This window comes from Deinococcus gobiensis I-0 (assembly GCF_000252445.1).
In the GTDB taxonomy this organism is placed as follows: domain Bacteria; phylum Deinococcota; class Deinococci; order Deinococcales; family Deinococcaceae; genus Deinococcus; species Deinococcus gobiensis.
This window is the reverse complement of record NC_017790.1, coordinates 593,763-616,090: the sequence shown is the minus strand read 5'-3', so window position 1 is coordinate 616,090 and position 22,328 is coordinate 593,763. Positions and strand designations below refer to the sequence as shown.

The following is a 22,328-nucleotide window of genomic DNA, read 5'->3' as shown; positions in this document are numbered from 1 at the left end:
GGAATCCGGGGCCGCCCGGTCCTCACCCGTTGGTCGGGAAGCCGAGATTCACCGTGCTCGTGGCGGGGTCGGGCCAGCGGCTCGTGACCACCTTGCTGCGGGTATAGAACTTGACGCCCTCGGGGCCGTACATGTGCGTGTCACCGAACAGGCTGGCCTTCCAGCCGCCGAAGGAGTAGTACGCCACCGGCACCGGAATAGGCACGTTGATGCCCACCATGCCGACCTCGCAGTCGAACTGGAACTGCCGCGCCGCGCCGCCGTCGCGCGTGAAGATGGCCGTGCCGTTGCCGTACTCGTTGTCGTTGACGAGCTTCAGCGCCTCCTCGTAGGTGTCCACGCGCGTCACGCTCAGGACCGGCCCGAAGATCTCGTCGTCGTAACACTTCATGCCGGGGGCGGCGTGGTCGATCAGGCTCGGCTTGAGGAAGTAGCCGTCGCCCTCGATGCCGTGGTCGCGGCCGTCCACGAGCAGGGTCGCGCCCTCGGCCTCGGCTCCGGCCACGTAGCCCGCCACCCGGTCGCGGTGCTCGCCCGAGATGAGCGGTCCCATCTCGTTGCCCGCCACGTCGCCGGGGCCGACCTTCACGGCCGGAATGCGCGCCTGGATCGCCTCGACCAGCCGGTCGCCCACACCGCCCACCGCCACCACCACGCTGATCGCCATACAGCGTTCGCCTGCCGAGCCGTAGCCCGCGCTCACGGCGGCGTCGGCGGCCATGCCGATATCCGCGTCAGGCAGCACGATCATGTGGTTCTTGGCCCCGCCGAGCGCCTGCACGCGCTTGCCGTTCTTCGTGCCGGCTTCGTAGATGGACCGGGCGACCGGTGTGCTGCCCACGAAGCTGATCGCCGCCACGCCGGGGTGTGCCAGCAGGGCGTCCACCGCCTCCTTGTCGCCGTGCAGTACGGTCAGCACGCCGTCGGGCAGGCCCGCCTCCTTGAGCAGCCCGGCCAGGAACAGGCTGGCGCTGGGGTCCTTCTCACTGGGCTTGAGAATGAAGGCGTTGCCGCAGGCGAGCGCGTTGCACATCATCCACAGCGGCACCATCGCCGGGAAATTGAAGGGGGTGATGCCCGCCACCACCCCCAGCGGTTGCTGGATGCTGTACACGTCCACGCCGGTACTCGCGCCCTCGCTGTAGCCGCCCTTGAGCAGGTTCGGAATGCCGCAGGCGTAGTCCACGTTCTCCAGCCCGCGAGCGATCTCGCCCAGGGCGTCACTGTGGACCTTACCGTGCTCACGGGTCACGATGCGCGCCAGCTCGTCTCGCCGCGCGTCGAGCTGGGCCCGGAAGCGGAACATGATCTCGGCCCGCCGGCCCAGCGGCACCAGCCGCCAGGTCCGGGCCGCCTCGCGCGCGGCCTGCACGGCGGCGTCCACCTCGGCGGCACTGGCCAGCGGCACCTGCGCCTGCACCTGCCCGGTGGCGGGGTTGTACACGGGGGCGCTGCGGCCCGACCGGCCCGGTGTGGGCTGGCCGTTCAGCCAGTGGTGGAGCAGGGTGGTGGGTTCGGTCAGGGTGGTCATGGCTTCTCCTTGGGCGACTCGGAAGCCGCCGGGCAGGGGTCGGGCAGAAGAAGGATGGGCGGCCCCGGCAGGTCTGGGGGCCCGCCGGGCGTCTCCACGTTCGGCTGGGTCGGCAGGGCGGTGGGCGAACCGAAGGAGGGGGGCGCGTCCGTGTCACCCCCTCTTTCCTCTCAATCCGCCGCCACCGCCGCCCCGATCATCTCGTCCACGAGGGCGAGGGCTTCCTCGTACACGTCCAGACCGTGATCCAGTTCCTCCCGGGTCACCACCAGCGGCGGGCAGACCCACAGGAAGTTGAAGCGGCTGTAGGCGTACACGAACCTGCTCTTGATGTGTGCGGCCAGTTTCGCCATCTCGGGCGAGGTGCCGTTGAAGGGCGCCAGCGGCTCTTTCGTCTTCTTGTCCTTCACGAGTTCCAGCACGCTGAACAGCCCGATGTAGCGCACGTCGCCCACACAGGCGTATTTGCGCTTCATGGCCTCCAGGCGCGTGCCCAGGTGCCGGCCCATCTCCAGGGTGTGTTCGAAGAGGTGCTCCTCCTCGTACACCTTGAGGTTGGCGATGGCGGCGGCCAAGCTCACCGGGTGGCCGCTGTAGGTCAGGCCGCCTGCCAGAAAATGGGTCTCGAAGTAGTCGGCGATCTTCTGGTTCACGATGACCGCGCCCAGCGGCATGTAACCGCTCGTCAGGCCCTTGGCACAGGTCACGATGTCGGGCACGATGCCGTAGTGCTGCGTGGCGAGCCACTTGCCGGTGCGCCCGAAACCGCTCATCACCTCGTCGTCGATCATCAGGATGCCGTACTTGTCGAGCAAGGCCCGCAGGCGGGGGTAGTAGCTGTCGGGCGGAATGAGCAGGCCGTTGCTGCCCGTGATCCCCTCGACAAGCATCGCCGCGATGGTGTGCGGTCCCTCCATCTGGATGACTTCCTCGATGTGGGTGATGCAGCCGTCTTCCCAGGCCTCGGCGGTGCCCCCCATCGGCGGGCGGTACATGTAGGGGTCGAAGACGCGCACGATGCCGGGAATGCCCGGCTCGACCGGCCAGCGGCGCGGGTCGCCGGACGCCGACATGCTGCCCATCGTCGCGCCGTGGTAGGAGCGGTAGCGCGTGATGATCTTGTCGCGGCCCGTATACAGCTTGGCCATCTTGATGGCGTTCTCGTTGGCCTCGGAGCCGCCCAGCGTGAAGAAGCTCTTGGCGAGGCCCGTTACCTCGGCCAGCTTCTTGCCCAGCTCGGCGCGCACGTCGGTGGCGAAGCTCGGCCCGGCGAAACACATCCGGTCGACCTGGTCCTTGATGGCCTGAAGGACCTTGGGGTGCTGGTGCCCCACGTTGATGTTGATGAGCTGCGACGAGAAGTCGAGCCAGGTCTGCCCGTCGCCGTCGAAGAAATGGCTGCCCTGGCCGCCGACCATATGAATAGGACTGGTCTGGGCCTGGGCACTCCAGGAGAACAGGGTGTAGTCGCGGTTGTCCTGGATGACCTGCTGGGTGCCTGGGTGTGCGTCCGGCATCGGCAAAACCTCCTGTCTGGGCCCGGCGTTCTGGGGCTGTGGGAACTGCGCCCAGTGTAGGTTTTCCGGCCCCCGCCGCGAAAGAGACAGGGTGTCCAGTCGGGCGGCGCGCTCAGGCGGCCGGAGGCGGGGGCGGGGCCGCCGGACCCCCGCCGCGCCAGCGCCGCCAGCCCAGCCACAGCCCCCACAGCAGCGCCGCGCCCAGGGCGAGGCCCAGCAGGTCGGTCTCGGCGCGGCGGGCGAGGGTCAGCAGCGCCGCCCCGAACTTCCACAGGCCGTACTGCCACACCAGGACGTGCAGCAGCGCCCCCAGCAGGCTGAAGAAGGCGAAGCGCCCGAAGGGGTAGCCCAGCGGCGCCGCCGACCACGTGACCGGAGTGCGCAGCGAGCCTACGGTACGGCTCACGATGACCAGCCCGCCGCCGTAGCGCTCCAGCAGGCCGCGCACCCGCTCGCCCTCCAGCCGCTCACGCCAGCGCTCGGGCAGCAGCCGCATGCCTGAGCGCCCGAAACCGTAGCCTGCGAGGCTGCCCAGCCAGTTGCCCAGGACCCCCCACAGCGCCGCCTCGGCGAAGGTGGTACGCCCGGTCTCGATCAGGCCCGCCTGCGCCAGCATGGGCAGGATACCCGGCACGCCCGGCACGCCCGCGCCCTCCACGAACATCAGCAGCAGGGTCGCGGCGTTCAGCCACGCCGGGTCCAGGGCGCTCAGCCACGCGGGGACGGCGGGGACCGTGGCGGCGGCCGCCGTCAGCAGCAGTCCCGCGTGCGCCCCCACCCCGTTCCCGATCAACGCGGGGCCACCATCTCCCCGACGGTGGTCAGGGTCACGCCGCGTTCACGCGCGACGCGCAGGAACTGGCGCAGCACGTCGATGGCCTCGGGCGCGTTGTCGTGCAGCAGCACGATGCCGCCGGTGCGCAGGTGCGACACCAGCCGCGACTCGATCACCGCGTCGCCGGGGTTGTTGAAGTCGCCGGGGTCGTCCGTCCAGAAGGTCGTGGTCAGGCCTTCCTGGCGCGCCACCTGGAGGGTCAGGGGCGAGTAGTCGCCGCCGGGGGGACGGAAGTACCGCACCGGCTGCCCCGTCACGGCCGAGATGGCGGCGTTGGCCTGCGCCAGTTCGGCCTGCACCTGCGCCGGACTCAGGCCCGGCAGCCGGACATGGTGGTAGGTGTGGTTGCCGACTTCGTGGCCCTGCTCGACCATGTCGCGCACGAAATAGGGGTAGGCCACCGCGTTGCGCCCGATCACGAACAGGGTCGCCCGGACCCCGGCGCGGCGCAGCAGGTCGAGCAGCAGCGGCTCGTACAGGGGGTGGGGCGCGTCGTCGAAGGTCAGGGCGGCCACGCGGCGGTTCGTCGGCCCCCGGAACAGCAGGCCGTCGCGCTCGCCGCCGCGCGACTGCGAGACGCTCTGGGTCAGGCTCTGGCGCAGTCGCTCGGAGGCGCTGCCGAAAAAGGTCAGGGCGTCCTCGCGTACCCGCGCGACCACCGTGGGCGGGGTGGTCGCGGGTGCGCCGCCCTCGTAGACCCGGTCGTAGCTGCCCTGGCCCTGCGCGTAGGCCCGGAACTCGGCCAGCCGGGCGCGCGGCACCGACGCCGTGAACAGGGGCAGTGGCCCGCCGAAGCCCCCGTAGGTCGCGCGGTCGTACACGCTGACATCCACCTCGCTCAATTCGGGGCGGGCAGCCAGGGCGCGCGAGGCGATCTCCAGTGCCAGGGCGCGCCGCCGGGCGAGGCCCTGATCGCCTGCCGGCAGCAGCGCGACGCCGTGGGCGACCTCGATGAAGCCGTTGCCCCGGTATTCCAGGCGTTCCAGCTCGGCAATCGCCGGGGTCAGGGTCAGCTGCGGCAGGGCCTCGGCGGGGCGTGCGCCGGGGGCGAGCGGCTGAACCTCGCCGGGCACGGTCCCGCTGCCCCCGGCAGGGGCCTGGACCTGGGGCAGTGGGGCCGCGCCGCTCTGCGCTCCTGCGGGGGGCGCGGTCAGGAGCAGGGCGGTCAGGAGACTGAAGACTCGCATACCGACACGATAGGAGAGGGCCATGCCCATACCGATGAATCCGCAAACGAGGGTCGGCCCTGGCAATGGGGGAAGAGGCCCCCCGGAGGATCTGCATTGGGTGAGGGCGCGCAGAGCACACGCGGCGGACCAGAGAGACCGGGTAGACCACTTGCGCCGCGACAGACGGAAAAGGCCGCCACGTCCTGTCGGGACCGGGCGGCCAGGGGTGCGGGACGGGGGAGGTCCGGCTCAGCCCCCCACGTGGACGATGGGGCGGCGGTCGCGGTCGGGTTCGGCGCGGCGCAGAATTTCGCGGGTCAGCGGCGGCACGTCTCCGCGCCCGCCGATCAGGAAGTCGAACAGCAGGTGCAGCGGGCTTTCCTCGGTCCAGCGCATGTAGACCTGGGGCGGCGCGCCCTTGCCGCGCAGGTGCAGCATCACGGCGGCGATGGTGTTGGGCACGCTCGACCCGCGCGCGCGCAGCACCCCGTAACGCCCGATCCGCAGGCCCGTCACCTCGACCACGTCGGTAAATTCGCTCGCGTCGTCGATCTCGACCTCCAGGAACAGAAAGGGGTCCTCGTCGGGCAGGTGGACCATCTGGCGCACCCGCAGCTCCTGCTTCTGATACTCGGCGGTGGTCGAGCGGCCCGGATGGTGCGACACCAGCCGCAGCGGCCGGATCGGGAACTGCGCGAGCAGGTCGTGGGCCGACGTGTCGAGCTGCACGCTGCTCACCCGCAGTTCGAAGGACCGCGTGACGCGCGAAAAGACGCTCACGGCCACGATGCCCGCCACGAACAGCAGCGCGATCCACAGGCCCTGCGGGTTGTCGAGCGTGGTGACGCCCAGCGTGTAGACGAAGATCAGGCTGATGAAGCCGAACATCCACTTGACGGTGCCGTGGCCCGCCCGCGCCGCCGAGAGGGTCACGGCGATGGCCGCCGAGGTCATCATGGCGAGCACCCCGGTCGCGTAGGCCGCCGCCTGCGCGTCCACGCTCGCGCGGAAGGCCAGCGTGACCACCACGGCCAGCAGCAGGTACACCAGCACCAGCGGCCGGTGCGCCCGGCTCCACTCGGGGGCCATGCCGTAGCGCGGCAGGTATCTGGGCACGATGTTCAGCAGCCCCGCCATCGCCGAGGCGCCCGCGAACCACAGGATCGTGATGGTGGACACGTCGTAGACGGTGCCGAAGATCTCGCCCAGGTGTTCGTGCGCGAGGTAGGCCAGCGCGCGGCCGTTCGCCTCGCCGTCCGGCTGGAAGGCCGCCGCCGGAATGAGCAGCGTGGTCACGAGGCTGCTCGCCAGCAGATAGAAGCTCATGATGAGCGCGGCCGTCGTGAGCAGTTTCTTGCCGTTGCGGACGCGTCCGGTGGGCTGCGCCTCGGTGTCGCCGGGGTCGCCCCGGATGAGCGGCATGACCACCACGCCCGTCTCGAAGCCCGACAGACCCAGGGCCAGGCGCGGAAACACGAGCAGCGCCGCCCCGATCAGGGCCAGCGGGGTGTCGAAGGACTGGCGCAGCGCCGCCTGCCAGTCGAAGGCGAGCTGCGGCTGTTGCAGGATCAGCCGGGCGCCGTCCCCGATGACCACGAGGCTCAGGCTCAGGTAGCTGATGACGAGAACCACCGCGATGCCGATGGCCTCCTTGAACCCGCGCAGGAACACCCCGCCCAGCAGCGCGAGCAGCACCAGGGTGATGCCGATCTCGTGCCCGCCCAGCCACGAGCGCAGCAGCGGATTTTCCGCGAGGTGGGCGGCGGCGTCGGCGGCCGAGAGGGTGATGGTGATGATGAAGCCCGTCGCCACGAACCCCAGCAGCGACAGCACCAGGAATTTGCTGGGCCAGTAGCTCAGCAGCCGTTCGAGCATGCTGATCGAACCGTCACCGTGCGGGCTCTGTTCGGCCACCCGGCGGTACATCGGCAGCGCGCCGAACAGGGTCACGAGGACGAGCACCAGCGTCGCCAGCGGCGCGACCGCCCCGGCGGCCAGGGCGGCGATGCCCGGCTGGTAGCCCAGGGTCGAGAAGTAGTCCACGCCGGTCAGGCACATGACCTTCCACCAGGGCTGGGTGTGGCGCTGGGCACGCGCCTGTTCCTCACCTTCGTAGAAGCCCTGTTCCTGTCTGGAATCGTCGTGCAGCAGCCAGCGGATCAGGGACGCGCGCCAGGGGGGCAAAGGAGTCGGGGCCATGTCGGGCGTCAGTATGCGCGCTGCGGCCCCCCGAGTTCACGCGCAGATGAAATGTCGGAAGCGGCGACGGGGCCCGCAGGGTGCCCGTCGCCGCTTCCGGCGGCCGTCCTCAGTTCAGCTTCAGAAGTTCAGGGTGTACAGCAGCTTGTCGGGGCTGCCGTTCTCGCTGCTCACCACGCCGTTGGTGGTGTTGTTCAGGACCGTCGAGCGGGCGGTGCTGGCGCTGATGCCGGTGTTGCCCTGGAGCAGCAGGGCCACCGCGCCGGCCACGTGCGGGGTCGCCATGCTGGTGCCGCTGATGGTGTTGGTGGCGGTCGTGCTGCCGATCCAGGCGCTCGTGATGTCGCTGCCGGGCGCGAAGAGGTCCACGCACGAGCCGTAGTTGCTGTAGCTGGCGCGCACGTCGCTGCGGGTGGTGGCCCCCACCGTGATCACGCCGCTGCCGCTGGCACGCGCCGGGCTGACGTTGCAGGCGTCCTGGTTCTCGTTGCCGGCGGCGACCACCATCACGAGGCCGCGGCTGCCCGCGTTGTTCACGGCGTCGTCCACGGCCGAGCTGGCCGGGCCGCCCAAGCTCATGTTGGCGACGGCGGTGGCACTGCCCTTGTTGTTCAGCGCCCAGTTGATGCCGCTGATGACCCCGGAGTTGCTGCCCGATCCGTTGCAGTCCAGCACCTTCACGGCGATCAGGCTGGTGCTCTTGGCGACGCCCCAGGTCGAGGACCCGACCGTGCCGGCGACGTGGGTGCCGTGGCCCTGGCAGTCGGTGTTGCGGCCGTCACCCGTGGTGTTCGTGCCCCAGACCGCGCGCCCGCCGAAGCTGGTGTGCGAGGTGTTGATGCCCGTGTCGATGATGAACGCCTTCACGCCCGAGCCGGTCTTGTTGTAGACGTAGGTGCCGTTCAGGGGCAGGTTGCGCTGGTCGATGCGGTCCAGGCCCCAGGTGGCGCTCGACTGCGTGGCGGAGGCGTACATCATGCCGTCCTGCTCGACGTAGGCGACGTTCGCGTTGGCGCGCACCTTCTCCAGGTTCTGGGCGCTGAGCTTGGCGGCGAAGCCCTCAATGGCCTGACCGTACACGCTCAGGACCGTGATGCCCTGCGGGTCCAGACCCAGGCTGCCGATCAGGCCGCCGGCGCTCTGGGCGCTCAGGGCGCTCTGGGTGCCTTCCTTGAGGACCACGATGTACTGCCCGGCGATGGCGCTGGGGTTGTCGGTGCCGCGCAGGGGGGCCAGACCGCTGTCGGCGGCCGGGGCGCTGCCCTGGGCCGGCGTCTGGGCCATGGGGGTAGTCGAGGTTCCGCAGGCCGCGAGGGCGAGGGAAAGGGCCAGAACACCGAGGGTAAGACGTCCGTTCATGGGAAACCTCCTGGGGGGTCCGCTACACCGGGGCAAAGGTCCAGGGCGGCCAGGAGGCGTGAGGGCGCACTCGTGGACGTCACGGGTCTTGCGGAGCTGATGTTTCGGAACTGGGCCGAGCATAGCGGAGTGCCCTGTCGCTACCAAATCGCGCAATGTCGCGCGCCCGATCCTTCGACATCGCAAGATGTCGGCCAGATGAAAGAACACCGACATCAACAGACAAAAGAGATCACATTATTCTGTCTATACAACTAGATGATCGTTGTCAACAGGGGGCAACGGCATTGCGCCATTCTGCCGCCTGAAGACTCCATATTGTCGGTCCAGGGTTATTTATTGCCATATGGACCAGTTTTATTCACATTGACCTGGCATTTGACAGAAATGACTGTGGTGAGCAGGAGATGGCAGACGGGCGGAACGGGGGACCCTGCCAGCGGTCCCCCGTTCCGTGTGCCGTGGTCGCTTCAGGTGCCGGGCAGTCGCAGGCGGTAGACGCGCGCCTCCCAGGGCCGCAGCCGCAGGTCCGGGGCGGCGTCGGGGGCACTCTGCTCCAGGTTGCCGAGCAGCAGTTCGGCGTCCAGCGGGGTCCCGTCCACCGGCCACGGGAGGGCGGCGTCCTGGCTGCCGAAGTTGAGCAGCACCAAGAGCCGCTGCTCCGGCGTGCTGCGCGTGTAGGCGTAGACCTGCGGGTGGTCGGGCAGCAGCAGGTCGTAGCGGCCCCCGATCAGCGCGGGGCACTCGCGGCGCAGCCGGATGAGGTCGCGGTAGTACCAGAAGACGGAGTCCGGATCGGCCAGCGCCGCCTCCACGTTGACCTCGGGATAGTTCGGGTTCACGCCGATCCAGGGTGTCCCGGTCGTGAAGCCCGCGTTCGCGGAGGCGTCCCACTGCATCGGCGTGCGCGCGTTGTCGCGGCCCTTGAGGTGGATGGCCCCGAGGGTGGCCGCCGGGTCGCCGCCGCCCTCGGTGACGCGGGCGCGGTACAGGTTCAGGGCGTCCACGTCGCGGTAATCCTCGATCCGGCCGAACTGCACGTTGGTCATGCCGATCTCGTCGCCCTGGTAGATGTACGGGGTCCCCTGAAGGGTATGCAGGAAGGTCGCCAGCAGCTTGGCCGAGGCGACGCGGTGCTCGCCGTCGTCCCCGAACCGGGAGACCATCCGGGGCACGTCGTGGTTCGACAGGTACAGGCTGTTCCAGCCCCGGCCGTGCAGCGCGGTCTGCCAGCGGGTCGTGATGTCGCGCAGCTCGGCCAGCGACCAGGGAACATGCGTCCAGCGCGGCTCGGGGTCGGTGGTGTCCTTGTCCAGCGCCATGTGGTCGAACTGGAAGATCATGCTCAGTACGCCGCTCTTCTCGTTCGTGTACTCCACGCCCTGTTCGGGCGACACGCCGGGCGTCTCCCCGACGGTCAGCACGTCGTAGTCGTTCAGCACGCGCCGGCGCATCTCCTGGAGGTACTCGAACAGGCGCGGGCCGTTCAGGAAGTGCTCCTCGGCCAGCGGGTAGCGCTCGCCCGCGCGGGTGCTCGCCTGCGGCAGCTCGGGCGGCTTGGAGAACATGTTCACGGTGTCCATCCGGAACCCGTCGATGCCCTTGTCGAGCCACCAGCGCATCATCGCGTAGATTTCCTCGCGCACGCGCGGGTTGTCCCAGTTGAGGTCCGGCTGGCGCTCGGAGAACAGGTGCAGGAAGTACTCGCCGGTCTGCGGATCGAACTTCCAGGCCGAGCCGCCGAAGTGCGAGCCCCAGTTGTTCGGCTCGCCGCCGTCCTGCGCCGGAGGCCGCCAGATGTAGAAGTCGCGGTAGGGATTGTCCTTCGACTTGCGCGCCTCGGCGAACCAGGGGTGCTCGTCCGAAGTGTGGTTGACCACGAGGTCCATGATCAGCCGGAGACCGCGCGCGTGCATGCCGGCCAGCAGCTCGTCCCAGTCGGCCATCGTGCCGAACTCGGGCAGGATGGCGCGGTAGTCGCTGATGTCGTACCCGCCGTCGTCGTTGGGCGACTGGTAGACCGGGCACAGCCACACCACGTCCGCCCCCAGCGTCTGGATGTAGTCGAGCTTGGCGGTGATGCCGCGCAGATCGCCGGTGCCGTCGCCGTCACTGTCGAAGAAGCTGCGGGGGTAGATCTGATAGACGACGCTCTTTTTCCACCATGCCATGCCTGGGTCTCCTTGTGTGGGCCGGCAGGGGTGCCGGTGGGCCGCTTCCGATTTTAAGGGCGGTTTCCGGTCCGTGCGGCCCTGTGTCTGGCCCGTCTCAGGCCGCGCGGCCTTGCGTGGCGGCGCTCCGCCGGGAGGGGGCCGTCCATCTGGCCTCCGGTCATGATCCTGTGAGGTTCCGGACCCTAAGTTGGGTCGCTCGGTTCTGTCTCCAGCAGGTCCCGGTGCCCAGCGGTTCCACGTCTCCCAGGGAGTGTGCCATGTCATCTACTTCTACGTCTTTTCCGGAACAGGCCTGCCTGGACGCGCTGGCCCGCCCCGGCCTGCCCGACCTGCTTCCCGACGAGGCCTTCGGCCGCCTGACCCGCCTGGCGGCCCAGGTCTTCGCCGCGCCGGTCAGCCTGATCATGCTGGCCAGCGGGCAGGAGCCGCAACTCGCCTCGCGCTATGGCCCCGCACTGGGCGGACTGCCGACCAGTCTCGCGCGGGGCACCTTCGCCGCCGGGCCGGATAGGCCCGGTCAGGTCCTCTCGATTCCCGACACGGCGCTCGACGCCCGCTGGCGCGGCGAGGAGCCGGTCGCGGGCCAGCCCCGGCCCCGGTTCTATGCCGGTGCGCCGCTGCGGACCCCCGGCGGGCAGGTCGTGGGCAGCCTGTGCGTGCTCGATACGCAGCCGCGCTCCCCGCTGAGCCCCGCCGAGGAGGCCACGCTCGAAGGACTGGCGGCGGTGGTCATGGACGCGGTCGTGCAGCGCGTCTCGGGACTGGCCCTCCAGCAGATGCAGGCGCAGCTGGCCCGCAAACGGCAGCATATCGACCTGATTCTCGCCAAGACGGGCACGGCCCTCTGGAGCCTCGATTTCGCCAGCGGCGCGGTCGAGGTGCAGGCCGACCTGCCCGCCCAGGGGCTGCCGGAGGAGTACGCGCCCACCACCGTGCAGGCCCTTCTGGAGATCGTCCATCCCGAGGATCGCCCACGGGCCTATGCCCAGATGAGGCGCGCCGCCGAGCAGGGCACCGACTACGAGTTGCAGGCGCGGCTGCAACTGCCCGGCGGCCTGGACCTCTGGACGAACTCCAGAGGCTCGGTGCAGCGCGACCGGGCGGGGCGACCCACGCGCCTGCTGGCCGTGACCACCAACATCCACCACCAGCGCGAGACGGAACTGGCCCTCGCCGAGAGCGAGGCGACCCTGCGCCAGATCATCGAGAAGACCGAGGACGCCATCTACATCAAGGACGTGCAGGGGGTCTACCGGCTCATCAACCCGGCGGCGGCCCGCATGATGGGCGCGTGCCCGGAGGAGATCGTCGGGCGCAGCGACGCCGCCTTTGCCGACGAGCGCCAGACGGAGCGCCTGGGCCAGATCGACCGCCAGGTGATGGACCAGGCCCGGAGCGTGGTCTACGAGGCTCCCCTCGCGTACGGACAGCCGGACCGGACGATGTTGACCAGCAAGTTCCCGTTCGTCCAGGCCGACGAGATTCGCGGCGTGATCGGCATCAGCCGCGACGTGACTTTGCAGAAGCAGCTGGAGCAGGCCCTGCGCGAGTCCAACGTCCAGCTCGAACGCAAGGTCGAGGAACGGACCCGCTCGCTCGAGGACCTCAACCGCCAGTTGCAGCACGACGCCCTGCACGACGCCCTGACGGCCCTGCCCAACCGGGCGCTGTTCACGGACCGGCTCGAACAGGCGATCCGGCGGCGCGAGAACAGCGGCAACAACACCTTCGCCGTGCTGTTTCTGGACTTCGACCGCTTCAAACTGATCAACGACAGCCTTGGGCACGCGGCGGGCGACGAGCTGCTGCTGGGCATCGCCGAGCGCCTGCGCGCGCATGTCACCTCACCGCACACGGTGGCGCGTCTGGGGGGCGACGAATTCACCGTGCTGCTCGAGGGCCTGCATACGCGTGAGGAGGTCCGGCAGCAGGTCTGGTCCATCCAGCAGGCCCTGGCACCCGCCTTCCAGGTGTCGGGCCAGGACCTGCGCGTCACGGCGAGCATCGGCATCACGCTGTGCGACCAGAACTACAGCCGCGCCGAGGACGTGCTGCGCGACGCCGACATCGCCATGTACCGCGCCAAGACGCAGCAGAAGGGCAGTTTCGCCTTTTTCGAACCGGCCCTCCTCGAACGTCAGGTCGCCCTGCTCAACCTCCAGCAGGACCTGCGGCAGGCGGTCGAGCGCCGGGAATTCCGCATCCACTATCAGCCCATCCTGCGTCTCGAGGACCGCTCGGTCGTGGGAGTCGAGGCGCTGGTGCGCTGGCAGCATCCCCTGCACGGCCTGATTTCGCCCGCCGAGTTCATTCCGCTGGCCGAGGAGAGCGGCCTGATCTGCGACATCGACCTGTGGGTGCTGCGTGGGGCCGCCCGGCAGGTGCGCCTCTGGAACGCCGGGCGCGCCGCGCCGCTCACCCTGAACGTCAACCTCTCGGCGCAGCATTTCGAAGACCGCCGGGTGGTCGGTCAGGTGCGCGCGGTGCTGGAGGAGGAGCAGTTCTCGCCCACCCTGCTTCACCTGGAGATCACCGAGAGCCTGCTCATGGCCCGTCAGGCACACACGGTGGAGATGCTGGGGCAGCTGCGGGCGCTGGGGCTGGCGGTCGTGATCGACGATTTCGGCACGGGTTATTCCAGCCTGAGCTACCTGCAACGCTTTCCGCTCGACGGCCTCAAGATCGACCGGTCGTTCATCGCCACGGCGCAGTGGCAGCCGGAAGTGCTGCGGACCATCGTGCAGCTCGGGCAGCACCTCAAGATGTACACGGTGGCCGAAGGGCTGGAGGACGAGGCCCAGGCCGAACATCTGCGCGCCCTGAACTGCGAGTACGGCCAGGGCTATTTCTTCGCCCGGCCCCTGCCCGCCGAGGACCTGGGAGAGCTGCTGCGGCTCCCGGAAGGGCCGGCGCAGGCCCTCACCGGGGAATAGCCGGCCCCGGCCGGTCAGGCCTTGCGCCGCCGTTTGTCCGCGTACATCCGGGTGTCGGCCAGGGCCAGCAGGTCGCCGTGCCCGTCGTGCTGCGTGGTCGCCGTGCCCACACTGACCCCCAGGGGACACCCCAGCGTCTGCCCCACCTGCTGACCGGCAAGGTCTATCCGGGCGCGCAACTCCTCGGCAGGGGGCGTGCCGGGCAGCAGCAGGACGAACTCGTCTCCCCCCAGCCGGTAGAGCTGCCCCTCGGCAGCGAAGGCGCTCCGCAGATTGCCGGCGAACAGCCGCAGCGCCCGGTCGCCCTCGGCATGTCCGGCGCGGTCGTTCAGGGCCTTGAAGCCGTCGAGGTCCATCAGGGCCAGGGTCAGCGGGAGGCCCGGCTCCTGGGCCGCCAGGTCGTCCTCCAGGGCGCGGCGGTTGCCGGTGCCGGTCAGGGCGTCTTGGCGGGAGGCCTGGGTCGCGGCCTGGAGGGTCTCGTGGCGGTCGATGGCCGCGCGCACGCTGCGTCCCGCCGCCTCCAGCAGCGCCCGGTCGTTCTCGCGCCAGGGCGAGCGGCGCGCCTCTGCGCCGGCCCGCAGGACGATTAGGGTCGCGCCGCCCTGGTCCCAGGTGCCCAACGGAATCCAGGCCCCGGCCTGCACGCCGGCCTCGACCGCGACGGGCAGGGCGTCGGGATGTTCCGGGTAGCGGTCCACGTAGAGGCTGCGCCGGCCGGCCGCGCTGGTGGCCGTCACGCTGCGCGGCCCCTGCTCGATGCTCTGTTCGAGGCGGTCCAGCTCCGCAGGAAGGTCGGAGCGCCGGTGGACCTGCCGGACTTCCCTGCGCCCGCAGCGGACCGTCACGAGCCCTGCCCAGTCGGCGGCGACCGCCGGCCCGAGTAGCTCGGCCGCCCGCTGGGCGAGCTGCTCGGGCGCGGCACTCACCTCCGCGAAGGTGGTGATGGCCTCCAGGGTCTGGGCATGGACGAGGTCGCGCTGAAGTTCGGCCATGTGCCGCGTCTGGGCATCCACCTGTCGCTCGAGTTCCTCGGTATGGCGGCGCAGTTCGAGCTCGCTCATCGCCACGTCCGCGAGGTCCTGGAGCACCTGGAGATCGCTCTCGCTCAGGGTCCGGGGGGTCACGTCCACCACGCACAGGGTGCCGATATGCTGGCCGCGCGGCGTACTCAGCGGCGCGCCGGCATACATCCGGCACCCCTGCTGCACGGCCGGCAGGTCCTGGAAGCGCGTGTCGAGGCTCAGGTCGGGCACGAGCAGGGGCGTGTCCTGCAAGATGGTCCAGGCGCACGGCGAATCCGCGCGCGGCAGCTCGTAGGCCGGAATGCCGGTGGTGGCCTTCCCCCAGTGCCGGCCCTCGTCGACGAAATTCAGGATGGCCATGGGCACGTCGAGCAGCCGCGCGGCGAGGCGGGTGATGCGGTCGAAGGCCTGTTCGGCGGGGGTATCCAGAATGTCGTAGCGGGCCAGATCCAGGAGACGCGCGGCTTCGTCGGAAGGCAGCGGGGCGGTCCTCATATGGGCCCACCCTAACTCCGGAACCTGTCGGAACTCTGGCAGCGGCCCGACATAAGAGACGGCGGGAGGCGGCCGTCACCGGGACGCCGCCTCCCGCTTCGCCTCGCCCGCCCGGGGGTTAGCGCTGCTGCCGGGGGTCGAACACGTCGCGCAGTCCGTCCCCGATGAGGTTGAAGGCCAGCACGGTCAGCAGGATGGCGATGGCGGGCGCGCTCGACGCCAGCGGGGCCTGCGTGATGTAGTTGCGCGTCTCGGAGACCATCGCGCCCCATTCCGGCGTGGGCGGCTGCGCCCCGAAGCCGATGAAGCCCAGGCCCGCGGCCGTCAGGATCGCGCTGCCCACGTCGAAACTGCCCTGCACCAGCAGCGGCGTCAGCGTGTTGGGCAGCAGGTGGCGCAGGGCGATGCGGCCCGGCGTGCCGCCCAGCGCCCGCGCCGCCTCGACGAACTCGCGCTCGCGCAGGGCCAGCACCTGGGCGCGCACCAGCCGGGCGTAGGCCGGCCAGGACACCAGGGCCACCGCGATCATCACGTTGGTCAGGTTCGGCCCCAGCGCCGCCGAGATCGCCATCGCCAGGATGAGGCTGGGAAAGGCCAGAAAGATGTCGGTCACGCGCATGATGGCCTCGTCCCACCAGCCGCCGAGCAGCCCGGCGATCAGGCCGACCAGGGTACCGCTGACCAGCGACGCCAGCATGACCCCCATGCCCAGCCCCAGCGAGATGCGTGCGCCGCTCAGCACCCGCGTCAGCACGTCACGGCCCAGCTGGTCCGTGCCCAGCAGGTGCGCCGCGCTGGGACCGCTGAGGCGCGCGGCGAGGTCCTGCGTGGCGGCTCCGTCTCCCAGCAGCGGCCCCAGCAGCGCGCACAGCAACAGCAGGAGAAGCAGGGCCAGCCCGACCACCGCGCCGGTGTTGCGCCGCAGCCGCCGCCACGCCGTGCTCCAGGCGGCGGCGGGCGCGCCGGCAGTCCACTTGACGGCCGTCATCTGTAGCTGATCCTGGGGTCGAAAAAGGCGTAGGCGAGGTCCACGAGGAGGTTGACCACCGAATAGGCCAGCCCGGCGACGAGCGTGACCCCCATGACGGCCGGAAAGTCGAGGCTGATGGCCGAGGTCGTGGCGTAACCGCCGATGCCCGGCCACGAGAAGATCGTCTCGGTCAGGACCGCGCCGGTCAGGAGGCCGCCGAACAGCCCCCCGAAGACCGTGAGCAGGGGCAGCGCCGCGTTGCGCAGGGCATGTTTGGAGATCACGCGGCTGCGTTTGAGGCCCTTGGCCCGCGCCGTGCGCACGTAGTCCTGCGACAGCACCTCCAGCAGGGCGCTGCGGGTCATGCGGGTCAGCAGCGCGGCCGAATAGGCCCCCAGCACCAGCCCCGGCAGGATCAGGTGCCGCAGGGCGTCCACGAACACCTGGCGGTCCCCGGCCAGCAGGGCGTCCACCGACACCAGCCCCGTGTGGACGGGCGGCGGCAGGCTGTACGAGTCGAGGCGCCCCGGCCCCGGCAGCCAGCCGAGCTTCTCGTGAAAGAGGGTCAGTGCCAGGATCGCCAGCCAGTACACCGGCGTGGCCCCGCCCAGCAGCGAGAAGATACGTGCCGTGAGGTCCGGCCAGCGCCCGTGCCAGAGGGCGGCGACGATCCCCAGCGGCAGCCCGATGACGAGCGCGAAGACCACCGCCACGAGCGTGATTTCCAGTGTTGCGGGGAAAAACTGCCGCAGATCGGACGTGATGCTGTTCTGGGTGCGCAGCGAGGTCCCCAGGTCGCCGCGCAGCAGGCCCTTCATATACAGGCCGTACTGCACGGGCAGCGGCTGGTCCAGGCCGTAGCGCTGCCGGAATTCGGCGAGCTGTTCTTCACGGGCGTTGTTGCCCAGGACGGCGGCGGCCGGGTCGGCGGGCAGCGTGTGCGAGATCAGGAAGGCCGTGAGGGTGACGCCCCACAGCACGAACAGCATCAGCCCCAGGCGTTTGAGGATATAGACGAACAACGGACGGCCTCCTCCAGACGAACCGGGACGGCGGGGCGCGCGGCCCCCGTCCCGGTCCCGAACTTCACTTCTTGCTGACGCGCTCGAACTGCACGTTGCCGTTGGCGTCGCGCACGAACCCGGTCACGTTCTTGCTGGTGACGACCGGCTTGTTGGGCTGGTACAGGACCGCGTAGGGCCCCTCGTCCACCATCAGTTTGTTGAGCTGGGCGTACAGGTTGACGCGCTTGGCCTGGTTGGTCTCGGTGGCCGCCGCCTGCGCGAGCTGGCTGGCCTGGGGGTTGTTCCAGGCGTTGCGCCAGGCCAGCGACTTGGCCCCGTAGTCGGCCAGCGGCGTGCCGTTGCCGTCGGCGTCGGGGTAGTCCGGTCCCCAGTACATCAGGATCAGGCTGGTCTTCTGGGCGCGGTAGGCGGTGAGCATCTCGGAGGTCACGCTCTGGCGGATGTTGACCTTGATGCCCACTTTCGCCAGGTCCGACTGGAGCTTGGCCGCGAGGTCCTGGCAGGGCACGCCGCCCGGGCAGGCCCCGGTGCCGATCTGCATGTCCACCGAGAACCCGTCGGGTTTTCCGGCGGCGCGCAGCAGGGCCTTGGCCTTGGCCGGGTCGTAGGGGTAGCTGATGCGGGAGGTCGAACCGGCCATGCCGAGCGGAATGATGGTCTGCGTCTTGAGGGCGAGGCCCTGAAGCAGGCTCTTGACGATGCCGTCCTGGTCGATGGCGTAACGCACGGCCTGGCGCACGCGCGCGTCCTCGAACACCGAGCCCTTGGCCGAGTTCATGCCCAGATAGGCCATCGTGAAGGTGTCGGTCTTGAGCGCCTTGAGGTTGGGATTCGTCTGGGCCGCCTTGAAGGCGTCGGGGGTGTAGTCCCAGGCCACGTCGATCTCGCCCGAGTTCAGCGCGGTCTGCTGGGCCGCCGACTCCTGCATGTAGCGCAGGATCACGCGTTTGATGGTGGTCGAGCGCCGGAAGGCGTTGGGGTTCACGTCCAGCGCCACCTGCGCGCTCTGGTCCCAGCGGTTGAGCTTGAAGGGGCCGCTGCCCGCCGAGTGGTTCTTCAGCCACGCGCTGCCGTAGTCGCCGTTCTGGATATGCGCCTTGGCCTCGGTGCTGTCCACGATACCGCCCACGTTGAAGGTCAGCAGGGCGAGGACGATGTTGGGGTTGGCCGTCTTGGGAATGTCCATCACGACCGTCTTGGCGTCGGGGGCCGTCACCGAGCCGACCTTCAGGTTCGCCACGTCGGTGAGCAGGAAGCTCGACGGCGTCTTGAGGTTGATGACCCGCTCCAGCGAGTACACCACGTCGGCGGCCGTGACGGGCCTGCCGGTGCTGAACTTGGCGTCACGCAGCTTGAAGGTGATGCGCGAGCCCGTGCCGGTCTGGGCCACGCTCCAGCTGCTCGCCAGCCGGGGGCGCAGGGTCTTGAGGTTGTTGCCCTCGTAGGCCACGAGCGTGTCGTAGATGTTGCCCAGGATCAGCGATCCCGAGAACTCGTAGGCGACGCCGGGGTCCAGCGTGACCAGGTCGCTGAAATCCCCACCGACGACCAGGGTGTTCTGGCGCTGCGCTCCAGCCAGCCCCGCGCCCAGCAGGGCCGTACACATCAGGATTCGGGACAGGGCGGTGCGGGACGGAATCAGGTTCATGGCGTCTCCTTCGGGGGTAGGGCATCGGGGAAAGGGGCGGCCGGCGCGGGCGCAGGTACCGGCGCGGCCAGCGCGGCGGCCTCGGCGGGATAGGCGGCCTTGAGGGCGGTGAAGGTCTCGGGGGAGCCGACCCACCACCACAGCACCTCGGCGTCCTCCAAGGCGCGCGTGACGTGGCCTTCGCCCGCCGGGATGAGCATGAAGGTGCCGGGTCCGCCCAGATGGACCTGCCCGCCGATCTCGATCTCGACGCGGCCACTCAGGACATACGAATATTCGTCGGCGGGATGGACGGACTCCCCGCTCAGGGGGACCTGCTGGCCGCGCCGCAGCCGGGCCGTACCGGTCAGGGTGCTGCCCTCGCCCGACAGATGCTCGAACACGAGACCGATGGGGCCAGGAGCGCTCCCGAAGGCGATTTGCCGGGCGTGCATGGACACCTCCTCCTCGGAAATCTTGAAATGGGGACAGGCACCGGGGCCGGCCGACGTGCACTCGGGAAAATGCAGGGGTCTGGCCCTGCCCGGGAGGACAGAAGCGGTACGGAACTCGGACAGGAGGCTTCGGGAGAACGGCGAAGGGGCGAGTAGAGAGACGTTGTGTGGAACTGAATGACAACCTAGCAAATGCCGTTTGAAGCTTCAAAAGTTATCTAGAGTGCATTTCGGGCGGCGCGGGGGAAGGCTGGCCCACCCCGCCGGACACGGCCGCCTGGGCAAAACGGGCCGCAGCCCTTACCCTGGGCCCTGACCCTCAACCCATCCGCACCCGGGCCTGGCCGGTGCCTCCGGGCAGATTCCGGCCCGGACCCCCTCCCGTGCAAAGGACTCCCGCATGACCCAGACCCCCCTGCAAGACCGCGACGTGGTGATCGTCGCTGCCGTCCGCACGCCCATCGGCACTGTCCGGGGCGCGCTCTCGACCGTCCGCCCCGACGACCTCGCCGCCCTGGCGATCCGCGAGGCGGTCGCCCGCAGCGGCGTTCCGGCCGCCGAGATCGAGGAGGTCATCCTCGGCTGCGCCAACCAGGCCGGCGAGGACAACCGCAACGTGGCGCGCATGGCCCTGCTGCTCGCCGGGCTGCCCGACACGGCCGCCGGCCTGACGGTCAACCGGCTGTGCGCCTCGGGCCTCTCGGCGGTGAATACGGCCGCCCGCGCCATCCGCAACGGCGACGGCGACATCTATGTGGCGGGCGGCGTCGAGAGCATGACCCGCGCGCCGCTCTCGATGCCCAAGCAGGCCCAGGGCTTCGGCAACGGCAACGTGGTGGCCTACGACACGACGCTGGGCTGGCGCTACCCGAACCCCGCGATGGAGGCCCTGTTTCCGCTGGAGGCGATGGGCGAGACGGCCGAGAACATCGCCGAACGCAGCCGGGAGGGGGCCTACGCGGGCGGCGAGATCACCCGCGAGGATCAGGACGCCTACGCGCTGGAGTCGCAGCGCCGGGCCGTGGCGGCCATCAACGCCGGGCGCTTCAGGGACGAGATCGTGCCGGTGCCGGTCAAGGGCCGCAGGGGCACCACCCTCTTCGACACCGACGAGCACCCGCGCATGACGCCGGGGACAGATGGCTACGCCCTCGCCACCGACGCGGCGACGCTGGCGGGGCTCAAGCCCGCTTTCCGCAAGGGCGGCACGGTCACGGCGGGCAACGCCAGCGGTCTGAACGACGGCGCGGCGGCCCTGGTCCTGACGAGCGCGGCCAAGGCCCGTGAGCTGGGCCTGCGCCCCCTGGCCCGCTGGGTGGGCGGCGCGGCGGCGGGCGTCGAACCGCGCGTGATGGGCCTGGGGCCGGTACCCGCCATCCGCAAGCTGATGGAGCGCACGGGACGCACCCTAGGCGGCGTCGACCGCATCGAGATCAACGAGGCCTTCGCGGCGCAGGCCATCGCGTGCATGCGCGAACTGGACATCGCACACGCCCGGCTGAACGTGGACGGCGGCGCCATCGCCTTGGGGCACCCGCTGGGTATGAGTGGCGCGCGACTGGTGACCACGCTGGCCCACGCCATCGGCCGGGGCGAGGTGGACACGGCCGTCGCCGCGCTGTGCGTCGGGGTCGGCCAGGGCGAGGCGGCGCTGCTCGAACGGGTGGAGGCGTGAGGCTCCCTCCCCTCATCACCGCGCCGGAGGCCGCTGCCCTGGTGAAGTCCGGCGACACGCTGCTCGTCGGGGGTTTCGGCATGACCGGCAACCCGGTGAACCTCGTCCACGCGCTGGCCGAAACGGATACGCGGAACCTGACCTACGTCGCCAACAACGTCTCCGAGCCGGGCCTGAGCGGCGGGCGACTGCTGCGAAACCGCCAGATCGCCCGCGCGGTGGGCAGCTACTTCACCAGCAACCGCGAGGCCGTGCAGGCCAGTCAGGAAGGCTGGCTGGACGTGACCCTGCTGCCCCAGGGCACCCTGGCCGAGGCCATCCGCGCCGGGGGGGCGGGCCTGGGCGGCTTCTATACCCCGACCGCCGCCGGGACCCTGATTGCCGAGGGGGCCGACACCCGCACCATCAGCGGCCAGGAGATGGTCTTCGTGCCGGCCATCCGGGGCGACGTGGCCTTCGTGCGGGCGTGGCGCGCCGACCGGACGGGCAACTTGCAGTACCGCCTGACCGAGCAGAATTTCAACCGCGCGATGGCGACCGCCGCGAAGGTCGTGGTGGCCGAGGTCGAGGAGATCGTCGAGATGGGCGGGCTGGCCCCCGAACACGTGCACACGCCGGGGCTGTACGTGGACTACCTCGTGCAGGCCCCGCTGACCCTGGCGAACCTGGGCAGCAGCGCGGACGTGAAGGGCGGGTCCCGGCGGGTGGACGAGGCGCGCATGAACATGGCCCGCCGCGCCCTGAAGGAGCTGCGCGCAGGCGACGTGGTGAACCTGGGCATCGGGATTCCGACGCTGGTCGCCGACCTCATCACGCCCGAGATGAACATCAACCTGCACACCGAAAACGGCATGCTGGGCGTCGGCCCGGCCCCCGAGGACGGCGGCGCGATGGACTATCCGGTGAATGCGGGCAAGATTCCGGTCACGGCGCTGCCCGGCGCGAGCTACTTCGACAGCGCCGAGTCCTTCGGCATGATCCGGGGCGGGCACGTGGACGTGGCGGTCATGGGGGGCCTACAGGTGGACGCGGCGGGCAACCTCGCCAACTGGGCGGTGCCCGGCAAGCCGCTGCTGGGTGTGGGCGGCGCGATGGACCTCGCGGGCGGGGCACGCCGCCTGATCGTGACGATGACGCACACCGAAGAGAACGGCGCGCCCAAGATCGTCGGGAACTGCACGCTGCCGCTGACCGCGCGGGGCGTGGTGGATATGGTCATCACCGACCGGGCCGTGTTCGAGTTCCGGGCGGGCCGCCTGACGCTGACCGGCCTGATGCCAGGGGCCACGCTGGAAGACGTGCGCGCCTCCACCGGAGCGGCGTTCGACGAGCGGCTGTGAGG

At 70.1% G+C, this 22,328-nt stretch carries 15 protein-coding genes; 3 read left to right on the top strand and 12 right to left on the bottom strand.

The annotated features are described in order from the left end of the window. Positions 1–22: 22 nt before the first annotated feature. The 7 genes from DGO_RS02920 to DGO_RS02890 all read right to left on the bottom strand — a co-directional run bounded on the left by DGO_RS02920 (position 23) and on the right by DGO_RS02890 (position 10,781). Complete coding sequence (locus DGO_RS02920; protein WP_043800799.1) at positions 23–1,531, bottom strand: CoA-acylating methylmalonate-semialdehyde dehydrogenase; 1,509 nt, start codon at positions 1,529–1,531, stop codon at positions 23–25. A gap of 170 nt (positions 1,532–1,701) precedes the next feature. Beyond that, a complete protein-coding gene (locus DGO_RS02915; protein ID WP_014683990.1) occupies positions 1,702–3,048 on the bottom strand; it encodes an aminotransferase class III-fold pyridoxal phosphate-dependent enzyme in 1,347 nt (448 codons plus the stop codon). Between the two features lie 112 nt (positions 3,049–3,160). Next, positions 3,161–3,841 carry a DedA family protein gene (locus DGO_RS02910; RefSeq protein WP_226991425.1) on the bottom strand — a complete coding sequence of 227 codons (681 nt, stop codon included), beginning with the start codon at positions 3,839–3,841 and terminating at the stop codon, positions 3,161–3,163. After that, complete coding sequence (locus tag DGO_RS02905; RefSeq protein WP_014683988.1) at positions 3,838–5,070, bottom strand: polysaccharide deacetylase family protein; 1,233 nt, start codon at positions 5,068–5,070, stop codon at positions 3,838–3,840. The genes DGO_RS02910 and DGO_RS02905 overlap by 4 nt, the downstream gene beginning before the upstream one ends. Positions 5,071–5,301: 231 nt before the next feature. After that, the gene (locus DGO_RS02900; protein ID WP_043800796.1) at positions 5,302–7,251 is read right to left on the bottom strand and encodes a hypothetical protein; all 1,950 of its coding nucleotides are present in this window, start codon (positions 7,249–7,251) and stop codon (positions 5,302–5,304) included. Between the two features lie 120 nt (positions 7,252–7,371). Continuing rightward, on the bottom strand, positions 7,372–8,610 hold the full coding sequence (locus tag DGO_RS02895) for a S8 family peptidase (RefSeq protein WP_014683986.1): 1,239 nt from the start codon (positions 8,608–8,610) through the stop codon (positions 7,372–7,374). Between the two features lie 470 nt (positions 8,611–9,080). Further along, positions 9,081–10,781 carry a glycoside hydrolase family 13 protein gene (locus tag DGO_RS02890; protein WP_014683984.1) on the bottom strand — a complete coding sequence of 567 codons (1,701 nt, stop codon included), beginning with the start codon at positions 10,779–10,781 and terminating at the stop codon, positions 9,081–9,083. A 260-nt stretch (positions 10,782–11,041) separates the two neighbouring features. On the opposite strand from DGO_RS02890, the gene DGO_RS20920 reads away from it, so the two are divergent. After that, entirely contained in the window at positions 11,042–13,717 is a 2,676-nt protein-coding gene (locus DGO_RS20920) for a sensor domain-containing phosphodiesterase (RefSeq protein ID WP_014683983.1), read from the top strand. Positions 13,718–13,731: 14 nt separating this feature from the next. Here DGO_RS20920 and DGO_RS02880 read toward each other — a convergent pair whose 3' ends face one another. The 5 genes from DGO_RS02880 to DGO_RS20915 all read right to left on the bottom strand — a co-directional run bounded on the left by DGO_RS02880 (position 13,732) and on the right by DGO_RS20915 (position 19,311). Then, a complete protein-coding gene (locus DGO_RS02880) occupies positions 13,732–15,234 on the bottom strand; it encodes a sensor domain-containing diguanylate cyclase (protein WP_014683982.1) in 1,503 nt (500 codons plus the stop codon). A 118-nt stretch (positions 15,235–15,352) separates the two neighbouring features. Continuing rightward, complete coding sequence (locus DGO_RS02875; RefSeq protein WP_014683981.1) at positions 15,353–16,222, bottom strand: ABC transporter permease; 870 nt, start codon at positions 16,220–16,222, stop codon at positions 15,353–15,355. Beyond that, positions 16,219–17,226 (bottom strand): ABC transporter permease, encoded by a 1,008-nt coding sequence (locus tag DGO_RS02870; protein ID WP_085961028.1) that lies wholly within the window; start codon positions 17,224–17,226, stop codon positions 16,219–16,221. The genes DGO_RS02875 and DGO_RS02870 overlap by 4 nt, the downstream gene beginning before the upstream one ends. Before the next feature lie 64 nt (positions 17,227–17,290). Beyond that, positions 17,291–18,877, bottom strand: a complete 1,587-nt coding sequence (locus tag DGO_RS02865) for an ABC transporter substrate-binding protein (RefSeq protein ID WP_014683979.1) — start codon at positions 18,875–18,877, stop codon at positions 17,291–17,293. Beyond that, positions 18,874–19,311: a cupin domain-containing protein gene (locus DGO_RS20915; RefSeq protein ID WP_014683978.1), complete on the bottom strand. Its 438-nt coding sequence runs from the start codon at positions 19,309–19,311 to the stop codon at positions 18,874–18,876. Before DGO_RS20915 ends, DGO_RS02865 begins: the two co-directional genes overlap by 4 nt. Before the next feature lie 400 nt (positions 19,312–19,711). Between DGO_RS20915 and DGO_RS02855 the strand changes: the two genes are divergently transcribed. Together DGO_RS02855 and DGO_RS21560 are read left to right on the top strand one after the other, a co-directional pair. Continuing rightward, positions 19,712–20,986 (top strand): thiolase family protein, encoded by a 1,275-nt coding sequence (locus DGO_RS02855; RefSeq protein ID WP_043800795.1) that lies wholly within the window; start codon positions 19,712–19,714, stop codon positions 20,984–20,986. Then, positions 20,983–22,326, top strand: coding sequence for a 3-oxoacid CoA-transferase (locus DGO_RS21560; RefSeq protein WP_014683976.1), 1,344 nt, complete (start codon positions 20,983–20,985; stop codon positions 22,324–22,326). The genes DGO_RS02855 and DGO_RS21560 overlap by 4 nt, the downstream gene beginning before the upstream one ends. The last annotated feature ends 2 nt before the right edge of the window (positions 22,327–22,328 follow it).